Source organism: Rapidithrix thailandica (assembly GCF_039710355.1).
In the GTDB taxonomy this organism is placed as follows: Bacteria; Bacteroidota; Bacteroidia; order Cytophagales; family Flammeovirgaceae; genus Rapidithrix; species Rapidithrix thailandica.
This window is the reverse complement of the sequence record NZ_JBDKWZ010000027.1, coordinates 57,150-69,244: the sequence shown is the minus strand read 5'-3', so window position 1 is coordinate 69,244 and position 12,095 is coordinate 57,150. Positions and strand designations below refer to the sequence as shown.

Annotated in this window: 12 protein-coding genes; 2 read left to right on the top strand and 10 right to left on the bottom strand. The window is 39.5% G+C overall.

Features of this window, described 5'->3' with window-relative positions:
- Window positions 1–177 precede the first annotated feature (177 nt).
- The 7 genes from AAG747_RS28160 to AAG747_RS28130 all read right to left on the bottom strand — a co-directional run bounded on the left by AAG747_RS28160 (window position 178) and on the right by AAG747_RS28130 (window position 6,237).
- Entirely contained in the window at window positions 178–555 is a 378-nt protein-coding gene (locus AAG747_RS28160) for a hypothetical protein (RefSeq protein ID WP_346824604.1), read from the bottom strand.
- Window positions 556–663: 108 nt separating this feature from the next.
- A complete protein-coding gene (locus AAG747_RS28155) occupies window positions 664–1,287 on the bottom strand; it encodes a hypothetical protein (protein WP_346824603.1) in 624 nt (207 codons plus the stop codon).
- 88 nt (window positions 1,288–1,375) lie between these two features.
- Complete coding sequence (locus AAG747_RS28150; protein ID WP_346824602.1) at window positions 1,376–2,029, bottom strand: hypothetical protein; 654 nt, start codon at window positions 2,027–2,029, stop codon at window positions 1,376–1,378.
- An 88-nt stretch (window positions 2,030–2,117) separates the two neighbouring features.
- Entirely contained in the window at window positions 2,118–2,771 is a 654-nt protein-coding gene (locus tag AAG747_RS28145; RefSeq protein WP_346824601.1) for a zinc-binding metallopeptidase family protein, read from the bottom strand.
- A gap of 7 nt (window positions 2,772–2,778) precedes the next feature.
- The gene (locus tag AAG747_RS28140; RefSeq protein ID WP_346824600.1) at window positions 2,779–4,809 is read right to left on the bottom strand and encodes a zinc metalloprotease; all 2,031 of its coding nucleotides are present in this window, start codon (window positions 4,807–4,809) and stop codon (window positions 2,779–2,781) included.
- Between the two features lie 19 nt (window positions 4,810–4,828).
- A complete protein-coding gene (gene tssD, locus AAG747_RS28135) occupies window positions 4,829–5,524 on the bottom strand; it encodes a type VI secretion system tube protein TssD (protein ID WP_346824599.1) in 696 nt (231 codons plus the stop codon).
- A gap of 425 nt (window positions 5,525–5,949) precedes the next feature.
- Window positions 5,950–6,237, bottom strand: a complete 288-nt coding sequence (locus AAG747_RS28130; RefSeq protein WP_346824598.1) for a hypothetical protein — start codon at window positions 6,235–6,237, stop codon at window positions 5,950–5,952.
- Between the two features lie 279 nt (window positions 6,238–6,516).
- On the opposite strand from AAG747_RS28130, the gene AAG747_RS28125 reads away from it, so the two are divergent.
- Complete coding sequence (locus AAG747_RS28125) at window positions 6,517–6,657, top strand: hypothetical protein (RefSeq protein WP_346824597.1); 141 nt, start codon at window positions 6,517–6,519, stop codon at window positions 6,655–6,657.
- A 42-nt stretch (window positions 6,658–6,699) separates the two neighbouring features.
- Here the strand turns inward: AAG747_RS28125 and AAG747_RS28120 are convergent, their stop codons facing one another.
- Window positions 6,700–8,046 carry an SWIM zinc finger family protein gene (locus AAG747_RS28120; protein ID WP_346824596.1) on the bottom strand — a complete coding sequence of 449 codons (1,347 nt, stop codon included), beginning with the start codon at window positions 8,044–8,046 and terminating at the stop codon, window positions 6,700–6,702.
- 285 nt (window positions 8,047–8,331) lie between these two features.
- Here AAG747_RS28120 and AAG747_RS28115 point away from each other — a divergent pair, with 285 nt between their 5' ends.
- Window positions 8,332–9,432 (top strand): hypothetical protein, encoded by a 1,101-nt coding sequence (locus AAG747_RS28115; protein WP_346824595.1) that lies wholly within the window; start codon window positions 8,332–8,334, stop codon window positions 9,430–9,432.
- 140 nt (window positions 9,433–9,572) lie between these two features.
- Here the strand turns inward: AAG747_RS28115 and AAG747_RS28110 are convergent, their stop codons facing one another.
- Window positions 9,573–10,664: a chorismate mutase gene (locus AAG747_RS28110; protein ID WP_346824594.1), complete on the bottom strand. Its 1,092-nt coding sequence runs from the start codon at window positions 10,662–10,664 to the stop codon at window positions 9,573–9,575.
- A gap of 74 nt (window positions 10,665–10,738) precedes the next feature.
- Window positions 10,739–11,584, bottom strand: a complete 846-nt coding sequence (locus tag AAG747_RS28105; RefSeq protein ID WP_346824593.1) for a prephenate dehydratase — start codon at window positions 11,582–11,584, stop codon at window positions 10,739–10,741.
- Window positions 11,585–12,095 lie beyond the last annotated feature (511 nt).

The window sequence follows — 12,095 nt, the reverse complement described above, 5'->3', positions numbered from 1 at the left end:
AGCAAGAGGAAAACCTATTGGCAGGCCTAAGACCCCTGAACATATTATTAAAAAAGTACAAAAGTTAGCCGCTGAAACGGATTTGAGTATTAACCAGATTAAAAAGAAAATTGCTCAAAATGTGAGCAGGGCGGTAATTGGCAAAATTGTCCAAAAAACACGCTCAAGGCAATAATACTACCATGTGGCTCCTTTTAGCATTATCCCGAACATACCCGTTTTACGTTTGATAAAATCAAAATAATACATACCATCGTCAATCCTTATATAACTATCAGTAGCAATTTCTCTGCTTCTTATCATTATAAAAAGGTTATTTTTCCGAAGATGTTCCGAAAGCGGTTCCAATACTCCTATTACAGGGGCTTGTACGGTATCGTAATGTGTTTTGGACATCCCCCGGTAAGTCAGATACCTATAGTGCCCTTTCTTTTTCATATTGATTTCCAAGGTACAGTAACTATGTTCGTCTTCGTAGGCGTAAAAGGTCTGTATTCTTCTGTGACACGCACTTATACACAGGGCTAAACATAATAATATTCCAAGCTTTTTCATTTTCTTTTTAATTCCTAGAGGAATAAGCAAAAGCCGGGTTTACAGCCATCACGCTACAAACCCGGCTTTCCAAAATCACTTTATACGATTTATTGTTTTTTGCCCCTTTCAGTATTCTACATCTTCGTATATAAGGAGGGCCTTAGTCGGGTCTTTCAAATGCTTTTCCTCTACTTGAGGGAGCCGGAATTTATCGTATTCAATCTCCTCTACCCGTTTCAAGTAGGGAGGAAACCAGTCGATTCCCAAGTATTGAAAACAATGTTGTTCCATTAATTTATTAGATAGCAATATCAAACTATCATTGCTAATTCGTTTATATAATACATAATTAATATCACGGTCCATTTTACCTCCTACTTGATAGGGAAAACATAAGTCAAATTTACCTCCCCTTTTCCGTTTCATATAATAAAACTCATGAATTGCATTATCAAACCCTGTATAGTTCTCAATTGCGACTTCTTTTCCCTTTACATATATAAAAAGGTTATTTTTTCGAGGATGTTCCGAAAGCGGCTCCAATACTCCTGTCACAGGGGCTTGTACGGTATCGTAATGTGTTTTGGACATCCCCCGGTAAGTCAGATACCTATAGTGCCCTTTCTTTTTCATATTGATTTCCAAGGTACAATAACTATGTTCGTCTTCGTAGGCGTAAAAGGTTTGTATTCTTCTGTGACACGCACTTATACACAGGGCTAAACACAATAATATTCCAAGCTTTTTCATTTTCTTTTTAATTCCTAGAGGAATAAGCAAAAGCCGGGTTTACAGCCATCACGCTACAAACCCGGCCTTTAAAATCATTTTATACGATTTATTGTTTTTGACTCCTTTCAGTATTCTCTATTTTTTCAAAATCTTCATCTGTTAATAAAGCTTTAGTCGGGTTCTTCAAATGCTTGTTCTTGACTTGTGGAAGCTGGAATTTATCGTAATCAATCTCTTTTACCCGTTTCAAGTAGGGAGGAAACCAGTCGATTCCCAAGTATTGAAAACATTGTTGTTCCATTAATTCATTAACTATCATTGCCAGGCTATCATGGGTTACTCGCTCATATAATACATATCTTTCACCAAGGCCTCTTTTATTATCTACTGGAAGAGGAAAACATAAGTCAAATTTAAACCCTCTTTTCCGTTTCATATAATAAAACCCATGAATTACATTATCAAACCCTGTATAGTTCTCAGTTGCGACTTCTTTTCCCTTTACATATATAAAAAGGTTATTTTTCCGAGGATGTTCCGAAAGCGGTTCCAATACTCCTGTTACAGGAGCTTGTACGGTATCGTAATGTGTTTTGGACATCCCCCGGTAAGTCAGATACCTATAGTGTCCGTTCTTTTTCATATTGATTTCCAAGGTACAATAACTATGTTCGTCTTCGTAGGCGTAAAAGGTCTGTATTCTTCTGTGACACGCACTTATACACAGGGCTAAACACAATAATATTCCAAGTTTTTTCATTTTCTTTTTAATTCCTAGAGGAATAAGCAAAAGCCGGGTTTACAGCCATCACGCTACAAACCCGGCCTTTAAAATCATTTTATACGATTTATTGTTTTTGACTCCTTTCAGTATTCTCTATTTTTTCAAAATCTTCATCTGTTAATAGAGCTTTAGTCGGGTTCTTCAAATGCTTGTTCTTGACTTGTGGGAGCCGGAATTTATCGTAATCAATCTCTTTTACCCGTTTCATATAGGGTGGGAACCAATCAATACCTAGGTGGGAAAAACAATAATTTTCTAATTCAGATGGTCTACTTATTATCAAACTGTCATTAGTGACTTTCTTATACCTTACACGCATTTTATTTTCTTTCTCACCAGGAGGTCCTGGGAAACAAAAATCAAATTTAAGTCCTCTTTCCCGTTTGATATAATAAAACCCGTAAACAACATCACTAATTCCAATTCGATCATCAAATGCCCCCTCTCCAGTCATTATATATAGATAGAGGTTATTTTTTCGAGGGTGTCCCGAAAGCGGTTGTGGTTCCAATCCCCCCGTCACAGGGGCTTGTACGGTATCGTAGTGTGTTTTGGACATCGCCCGGTAAATTACAGACCTAAAGGTATCATCTTTTTTCATTCTAGTTTCCAAGGTACAATAACTATGTTCGTCTTCGTAGGCGTAAAAGGTCTGTATTCTTCTGTGACACGCACTTATACACAGGGCTAAACACAATAATATTCCAAGCTTTTTCATCCTTTGTCTAGTTTTGTTCTTTGAAATAGCCTTCTTCACTACCTATTTTGCGAACCTTATCCCACTGCCATTTATAAAACAGTTTCCTTTCAACCTCAGGTACAACTTTGCCATCCACTGCTCTGTAATCATAATCCATATAATTTTCAAGGGTGGCCGACTGATCTTGTTTTTTGGACAAACTTTCCGCTTTCCCAGCTGTTTTCAGTCGTAATTCCAGGTATGCAATCTCCGTTTCTAATTCTTCAACTCTCGTTTGCGTCTGCTCTTTGGTTAACCTTTCGGGCCGGATATCTACCCAGTTATCATGTTCTGCTTTTATCGCATTTTGTACATGACGAACAAACCCTTCAACCGGACTCAAACCATCCAATTCGAGACGACCTGTAGTTAAACTATTTCTCAATAATTCAAGCACAGAATAATAAAGTTTTTCAATACCAAGTAAATCCAATAATTCACTTTGAGTGACTTTTTCTTTTTCAATCAGCTTTTTATATTGTATAAAATCCTTTAGGTTAGATTCTAAATCATCTTTCTCATTTCTTAATTCCTTTAATTTTTTCTCTAAATCATCTTTATAGTCTTTGTTGGGATCTTTGTACTCGTACTCTCCCAAGGCTTTAGAGAAGGTATGATCAAGGCCCAAACTATGTCCCATTTCGTGTAAGATGGTAGGGGTTACTTTTTGCTTTTGGAAAGTTGCTTCGAAAATATGTACAACACCCGTCATTGGAACGGAATAGGCAACCGCTTTCCCATCTGTAAATTTCCCATTTGATAACTTCACCCGTTTGTAGTGCCCATAAATATCGTCTGTAAAAAAGAGATGAATCTTATGTTTCTTATCCATCGCTGAGGCATCCTCCTCCGGAAGCTCTCCATACAATTTCCTTGTAACTGCAAAATCCTGATAGGCCGTTTGCACTTCGGGTTGGTTCCATGTTGTTTCTACTATTTTGGCCTCTTTCTCCTTTTTGATCCGAAGAGGATTTTTGGTTACTTTATACTCCTTAAAATGAGCATAAAAAGTATTTACCATTACCTGCATTTTTCGGACTAGTTCCTCCCCGATCTCAACTCTGTTTAGCTGTGCCTTCTTTTGAGATGCCAGAGCGGCATAGCGAGTTTCCACCAATTCATTGTACAGCCCTGAGTATGTTTCCCCTTCTTTGAGATAATCTTTCCCATCGTTATGGTGGCGGTAAACACAACCAAAATCGTTTTTAAACTGACTCATTGACAAGGTAACCACCTTGGTTTGAGGGGCCAGCTCCGCATGAATATATGCCTGGTTGAAAGAGATTTCATTAAAGTCCTTGACCAGGTTTTGAAAGAGTGGCCGGTGGTTTTCACTGCCAATCGTCTTACTTTCGGTTGGGCCAAACACCAGGCGTACGGGTTGGATCAGGGTCTTGTAACGGACTTTGTTGGGATAAAGCAATAACTTGCCTACCACATGTTCATCACTCCCTTTTTGATAGGTGATGGCATCTATGGCCAATTCCTTGTCAAAGGCTTGATGGCATTCTATTTCTATACTGGGATGTTCCTCTTTGCCCGCTTTTAAGTCCAGTTCTATGATATCTTCAGCCTTTCCATTGACCGTTACACACTTGGCATCCGCACTGCGAAATTTCACCCTTATCTTATCCGGATCGCTATTGTAGTGGCTGCTTTTTTCCAAGCGGACAAAAATACTCACTTTGCTTTTGGCACTGTCTTGATTGCCGTCTACTTGGGGAGGCCAGAGGGATAGGTACGGACAAAAATAAGCCCGGCTGTTTTCAACGGTTTTACGGTCTGTTTCTATCCCTTCCAAAGGGGGATAATGTTCTACCAGGCCTTCCGCGATCACTTTATTATCAAAGCGGTCAAAGCCAAAGGTGCCTCTATAGAAATTATCACGGTCACCATACTTGCCGTTGGCATGGTCTTTTGAGCGGAAAAACGATACCACAAACGGAGGGTCTGCAATTTCCAGCGGTTTGACCAGGATATAATTACCCGGGTTACCGGTTTCGGATACTTTAAACATATGAAAAATTAGTTAAGGATTAGAGGTTAAATTCAGGGAGGATTTCCAGTTCCGTTTTGGTGATATCACCTGCTATGGAAACGGCTTTTAACAGATCGTCTTCCAGTTTTTGGCCCTGGTAGATGAAACTATGATAAGGGTCGTCCAGGTGAATATCCAGGCTTTTGCCCATCCCGTTTTTGGTTTCCAGTACCAGAAAGACTTTGCCATGGTAGCGCTTTTCCAAGCGATTTCCTTCCAGGTCTTCGTAGTACATTGCGACCACTTTCAACTCCTTCTCCGGGGCAATGGTCGTTACCGGGGTATCCTGAGCGCTCAGGTCGGTTTCCTTCCAGTAGTGCTCCAGGATTTTATATCCTCCATCGTAGAGGATGGCCGGGGAGAGCTTGATTTGGGTCATCATCGGTTCCCCGTTAACTCCATTGAAGTGGTTTTTGAAAAAGATACAGTGTACATCGTACAGCTCAAACACCCGGCTTTTGCTGTCTTGCGTCACCGGGGAGACGACAATTTTTACTTTTTTCACCATGTCCATGCCCACCGACCAGGCAAAAAAGCTTTGATCGGAAGTGGTTTCAAAGGTGATGTCAAAGGTTGTCCCGTTGGGTTTACCCATCGGTTTGCCGTGCTCGTCTACCGGACGGGTAAAGCGGAATTTGAAGTCAAGAATGTTAATTTCCTTATCCTCAACATACATTTTAGCAATTAAGCTCATAATGCAATTGTATTTATAGATGGTTGAAATAATGGTTTATAGGTAAATGTATAAAATATTTTTCTAAATACAATTGCCTAGTAACAGGTAAAAATAAAGAAGTTTCTTACTAACGGATGAGGGAGGCCGTATAAAAAACTAGTGACCTGTTTTTTGTCTTAATCAAAAGCTTCCCAGTTATCAACAAAAATAAAGTTAACTGGGAAGTATTCTGTAAGATGCTGGTTTTCAAAAGGAAGGGAGAGGTAAATTAGCACAACACCGGTATTATGAAATGACTTTGTGAAGCCAACTGTATTGAGCTCTTCTATAGAAAAAGCCAGCCTTCAACAATTGGAATTCTTGAAGGCTGTGTTAAGAAGAGCTGCACTTTTTGAAGCAATATTTCCCTAAAAACTTGAGGGGAAAATATCACTACTTATATTTTATTCTTGAGAAATGTTACTTTCAGCTTTATTCTCCTGAGTGGGGGGCGCTTCTTCAAGTCGCCAAAACTGCAAACAGATAATTCCTGAGACAATGGCAAAAACAAGTATACCTGCAATCATGGTAAAGTAGGTATCATCCCGTGTGCTTGAACCTGAGCTTCCTAACTCATAATCCAATACTCCAAATAAAACGAATAGATAAATTGCATCGAAGACTAACTGTAAAACAAAGTACATGATTTTACCTTGTTTGTTCAGCTTTCGTAAAAATAACCGATCTAACATTGATTTTAGTTTTTTTAATAATGGTGCGAAATAAATTTGGAGGCAAAGGTAGTACTTTGTTTGGAAAACCGTAACGGTTACGATTATGTGTAAAATTTATTCATAAACATATCGCTTCATTTCTTTACATACTGGAGAGGTGTTGTAGAATTACTTTTCTGTTTTTAAAAAATACGGGTTGTTGGTTGCTTGTTCGGTTTTTACCGATGTGAGTAGTAAAAAATCAGGGTTGATTTTTGTTTCAAAATTTGTAATAATTTCAATCAATTTAGTAGGCAAATGTATGACATACAATATTTTATTTTTTACAAAGCCACCAGTTTTGTGGCCGGATACACATTGGCTAATACACAAAATACCAACCGGGCCGTGATTGCATTTACCGATCGGAGCAAGGGTTTAGCCGTATTGATACTTTGATCGCTACCAACCGGTCAATGCCCATAGAGCCGTAAAGTAAATTTAGGCCTTTTCCTGTATTTTCATTTTTACGGCCAAGATATGTTTGCAAACCCCCCGCTCTCCCTGGTATTTGCTAAACCAGGTACAGGTGCACCGTTGTTTTTCTCCCTCCAGCACAACAGTATGATGTACTCCGCTACCTTCCACACGGGCTTCTGTCTTTGTCGAATCATGGCTGACGAGGGCAACTTTTCCCGTTTCTACCAGTTTTTCTGCGTTTTTCAGGCGGGGATTCAAACTTTGAATCCTGCTTAATTTATAAGGTAGCCTACGATAGAAAAATTGATTTTCATCCAGGTCAAATCCAAGCAATCCCATGGCGGAGAGACGGGCAGTAAGAGTTTGAACCTCCTGAAAGTTAACCCCTTCATCCAGTGCGAAGAGTGTAGGATGAAAGGCTTGGTTGGCATAACTATAGTTGTCAAACAATTGAATCCAGGAATCCGGTACCTCCTCAATCAATGCCTCCAATGCGGCACCTTCTCCCGAAAAGCCTCTCCAGGCATCTCTTGAAAGTGTCAGGCTGAAACGTACCTCTCCAAAATACAATTGCCAGGTAGTAGATTGCATGTCCGGATGGGCAAAAACTTGTAGTTCATCGGCCAAGGGTAAAAGAGGTTCCAGTAATCGTAAACGGTGAACACCTCCAATACAAATAGCATTGGCACTTTTGGCAGGGGAAAAGGTCGTCCGGGCGCCTCGCGTTACCAAGTAATAGTCCGTTTTGACTTTGCTTTTGGGCAATGTACGAAACAATTGCATGGCCTGTAGCTTGTTAAAACGGGTGACGTTTTCGGTAGCGGATAAGTACAATTGCACCGTAGTCAATCCTTTGATCCATTTGGTGGGTAATGGGACTTTTCGTTCGGTTACTTTTTGACCTTCTTTGTGTAGCCCTACCTCTTTTTGTCCTACAGACAAAAGCACTTCTTCTTTCTTTTGAATGCTGCTTAATGCCGAAAGCATTCCCGGGTTAAAGTCTACATTGGTAGTTCCATTCTCTAAAAACTCACCGTCATGGCCATCGGGCAACACATCTACCCGGGCATATACCCCGGCACAATGAGAAAACCCTTCGAAACGCAGCGTGTCATTACCGGCGGTTACGATAGGGTCCTTTAACATGGCCAGTTGAAAAGGTGAGAGGTTAAAACTGGATTGGACTACCTTGGATAAAGCAAGTAAACAACGGGCTGTAATATAAGGATTGGTGAGCCGGCCCCAAAAAAAACAAGGAGCGTTCTTTTTTTCTGTTTCGCTGTATTGCGCTAAAAAGAGTTCGTCTTTTCCAGCCCTTTTCTTCAAAGCCGAAGGTTGGGTATATTGGTAGGTAATCGTATCAGACATAATTAGTAATCAAGTAAGATTTGGTTGAATGACTTTATGCAAGTATACATAGGTATACCGTAAACTATTTACGTTGTGTAATAGATTGTTGGAAATAAGCTCATGTTTTTTTGAATGAGCTTTCTCTCGGTTATCAATAATTATTTTTGGAAAAAGGATGATTGCTAAAGTGCTGTAAAATAAATATGCTTCATGCCAAATAGATAAAATAACCAAAAAGGATTATTTTTCTTATTAAGAGATTATCATTGTGCCTTCTAACTTAAATAACTATTTTAATTAGCTATGAAACATATTTTGTATTTCTTTTTAATTCCCCTAATAATATTTGGTTGTGAAGAAGAAAAGGAAGTTTTAGAAGAAGTCACCCCAGGATGGGAAGAACCAATAAAGTTTAGTAAAATGAATAAAATTTTACTAAACAGTAAAGTAGTGGAGGATGAGCTCACCATTGCCAGTGCCAGAGAGGTGAATGTGATTGGCTCTGATCACCGAATTAAGAATAAGGTACATGTGAATTTTTTACATAATATTTACCCCAAACCCGCAATTCATAAAAGGCTTGCGATGTATATTAGTGAGTTAGATCAATACCAGATGTATTTATACTCACCGTATTACCCTCCTTGTGATGGAAATTATGGACTTGTTAAAGCAATCTCTCTCCATGAATTAGCTCCAGAGGATTTTAACATTAACTCAAGGGTGGTGTTTCCTTTTCCAAAAGGACCTATCGGAGCATTTAATGAAAACGGTGACTTTCTTATGGTGGTTCAAGATAATGGTAAAACTACTTTGTGTTTTATGAATTTTACCTATACTGAGAAAACGGTAAGTGGAGAATCATGTATTGACCTTGAGACGGATGTGAAACTTGTAAGTCCTATAGATGTATATAATTCTAATTTTATAAATTTCATTGAAGCCATTGGTCCTAACTTTTTTATTTCACTTGATCACTATCCGCTTTTAAAAGTGGATAGCCATGGGAATATGACTGAAACCGATCTGGAGTTTCCGGATGGATTTGGTACAGTAAAACAAATTATTGAATTGAACCAAGAGCTGTATGCTTTTACTAGTAATAAAACTGTGTATAAGTCTTCATTAGAAGGTGATCACTGGGAGTTAGTGAAGGAAAAGGTGGAGAAATCGATAGGTTTTTTTGTGGTGGATGGAGAATTGTGTTATTATAATGTTAATGGTGAATTTTTTAAATTTGATTTAGCTTCGGGAGAATTCATCTTGCTAAACAATCCGGGTATGGAACGCAATACCATTACTTCTGTAAGTTATTTTAATGATAAAGTGTGGGTCACGACACTGAATGGTTTGTTTACCAAACATAAAGATGATTTTTTACAATATGCAAAAAAATTGGATTGACCCTATATGCCTGATCTTTTATATTCAAACGGGATGAAAAAACACCCCCAAGTTCCGGATGTCATCCTCCGGTACTTGGGGAAAAGCTCAAGATGATGAAAGGGTAATCCTTTTATCCATCAATCTCCATTCCTTCAACTTTATTCTATATTCATTACCACATTCTGATGGTTGATAGACTCCTGATGTACCGCTTTTAAATACTTTTCAATAAACTCCTCACTCAAACCTTTGTTCTGTCCCTTCTCGATAGAGGATTGTAGGATCTGATTCCAACGTTCCGGTTGTAAAATGGTAACATTGTTTTCCTTTTTGTATTTACCAATGTTTTTTGCAACCTCCATCCGGCTGGAAAGCAGCGTTAAAATTTCACTGTCAAATTGATCGATTTGTGATCGCATCAAGTCTATAGGACTGGGCGAACCGTTGCTTTCCGCTTTGTCTTTTCTCAAGACCAAACCTTTGGTAATTTCGGCTAAGCGATCAGGAGTCACTTGTTGCTTAGCATCGCTCAAGGCTTGGTCCGGAGTGCGGTGAGACTCAATCATCAATCCATCGAAATTCAGGTCCATCGCCTCTTGTGAAATTTCAGCTAACATTTCACGGTTGCCGCAAATATGACTGGGATCACAAATCATGGCGATTTCAGGTAAGCGTCTTTTCAACTCGATGGGGATCTGCCATTGCGGAGCATTGCGGAATTTGCTTTCCCCGTATTTGGAAAAGCCCCGGTGGATGGCACCGATTTTCCGGACACCTGCTTTATGAATGCGTTCGATAGCCCCAATCCACAGTTCCAAATCGGCATTGATGGGGTTTTTTACCAATACGGTCGCATCTACTCCTTGCAGGGCATCGGCAATTTCTTGTACGGAGAACGGGTTAACGGTTGTGCGTGCTCCAATCCAGAGGATGTCCACACCGTGTTTCAAGGCTTCGTATACGTGCTTGATATTGGCGACTTCTACCGCAGTGCGCAAGCCGGTTAATTCTTTGGCCTTTTGCAACCATTTCAATCCGATAGAACCCACCCCTTCAAAGTTATTCGGCCGGGTGCGGGGCTTCCAAATACCTGCACGGAGTACATCTACTTCCCCGGTGGCTGCCAGTTGCTGGCAAGTGCTTATCAGTTGTTCTTCCGTTTCTGCACTACAAGGCCCACTAATGATCAAAGGTCTTTCAATTTCAGGAAACCAGTTTTGTATCGGCTCGATGGTCATACGATCTTTCATTGTCTTGTTTTTTAATGTTTAGAAGATTTGAACTGTTTTTTTATACTTGATTATTTCTGAATACACTTTTGACTTTAATCTCTTATGGTTTTGCCTTTTTGATAAGTCCCGAATACTTTCAATTCTTCTGTCAGAGGTTTGAGCGTTTCCAGCACTTGTTGGTATTGGGACAAAGTTTCAAATTCGATATCCGTATGGAAGTAATATTGCCACTCACTGCCGGGCACCGGAAAAGACTGTAATTTTGAAATATTGACTTCTACGTTTGCCAAGGCATTCAATGCTTTGGCCAGAGTACCAGGTTGGTGAAGGATTTTAAAGTAGAGAGACATTTTGTTATGTTCCGGAGCAACTTCCCGGACAGGAGGGTGAGAGAGAATCAGGAAGCGTGTGTAGTTGTTTTTGACGGTTTCGATGCTTTCCTCCAGTATTTCCAATTCGAATAATTCGGCAGCCAGACTGCTGGCGATGGCCCCGACTCCTTTGAGGCTTTGCTCTCTGACTCTTTGAGCACTCAGGGCCGTATCTTCACTTTCGATTAACTTGATATGGGGATATTGTTTGAAAAACTGTTGACATTGTAAAATCGCCATAGGATGGGAGTACACTTCTTTGAGCGCTTCAATTGATTGCCCTGGTAAAGCCATCAAATTTTGCCGGATGCGCAAGTAAACTTCCCCGGTGATCGTTAATTCCGAATCCTGTAGCAAGCTGTAGTTTGGCAAGATGCTCCCGGCAATGGAATTTTCGATCGCCATGATGCCTCCTTCGCTGCGTTGCGGGTCACCGCTCAAGGCTGCCAACTCAGGAAAGGTGGGGCAAGGCAGAGTTTCGATCGGCTGTTGGAAATAGGCCCTTGCCGCGATTTGGTGAAAACTGCCTTCGTAGCCTTGGATGGCGATTCGTTTTTTGGAATTCATTTTAGATAGTTTAATAGATTTGAACTTTAATTTTTACTGGATACTGCGCATCGGACATAAAAAAAGAGTCCCTTTTGGGGACCCTTTCTAATTTGCCGTTCAACAAAAATTACAATAGAGTCCCCTGCTTCATTCTAAAATAAAAGAAGTAAAAAAAGAAGAAGAAGGTATAAACGCTATTGCTTTGCATATTTCTTAATGATTGAGTTTTGTTTTAAGTTGAAATTAGTCCATAAAAAAGGGCCTCAATTTGAGGCCCCAAGGTATATTTTAAAAAGTCAAATACAGCAAGGCCTCACTCATACTTTAAAGTAAAAGTAAAAAAAGTAAAAACCAAAAAATGCCATATGTTGAACTCTTGCTTTCATTCAGTGATCTTGTTTCGTGGGGCCAAAGATTGGAAAAATAAATTGATAATGAAAATTTATTTTGAAAAAAAATGAATTGGAAAAATATAAAGAACAGATAAGCTCCACTCTTACTTGAAGAAAACCTTTCAAAAATAGTCTTT

Coding starts and splice junctions, on each gene's coding strand:
- AAG747_RS28160 (WP_346824604.1), bottom strand. CDS start 555: ATGAAAAAGCTTGGAATATTATTATGTTTAGCCCTGTGTATAAGTGCG.
- AAG747_RS28155 (WP_346824603.1), bottom strand. CDS start 1,287: ATGAAAAAGCTTGGAATATTATTGTGTTTAGCCCTGTGTATAAGTGCG.
- AAG747_RS28150 (WP_346824602.1), bottom strand. CDS start 2,029: ATGAAAAAACTTGGAATATTATTGTGTTTAGCCCTGTGTATAAGTGCG.
- AAG747_RS28145 (WP_346824601.1), bottom strand. CDS start 2,771: ATGAAAAAGCTTGGAATATTATTGTGTTTAGCCCTGTGTATAAGTGCG.
- AAG747_RS28140 (WP_346824600.1), bottom strand. CDS start 4,809: ATGTTTAAAGTATCCGAAACCGGTAACCCGGGTAATTATATCCTGGTC.
- tssD (WP_346824599.1), bottom strand. CDS start 5,524: ATGAGCTTAATTGCTAAAATGTATGTTGAGGATAAGGAAATTAACATT.
- AAG747_RS28130 (WP_346824598.1), bottom strand. CDS start 6,237: ATGTTAGATCGGTTATTTTTACGAAAGCTGAACAAACAAGGTAAAATC.
- AAG747_RS28125 (WP_346824597.1), top strand. CDS start 6,517: ATGTATGACATACAATATTTTATTTTTTACAAAGCCACCAGTTTTGTG.
- AAG747_RS28120 (WP_346824596.1), bottom strand. CDS start 8,046: ATGTCTGATACGATTACCTACCAATATACCCAACCTTCGGCTTTGAAG.
- AAG747_RS28115 (WP_346824595.1), top strand. CDS start 8,332: ATGAAACATATTTTGTATTTCTTTTTAATTCCCCTAATAATATTTGGT.
- AAG747_RS28110 (WP_346824594.1), bottom strand. CDS start 10,664: ATGAAAGATCGTATGACCATCGAGCCGATACAAAACTGGTTTCCTGAA.
- AAG747_RS28105 (WP_346824593.1), bottom strand. CDS start 11,584: ATGAATTCCAAAAAACGAATCGCCATCCAAGGCTACGAAGGCAGTTTT.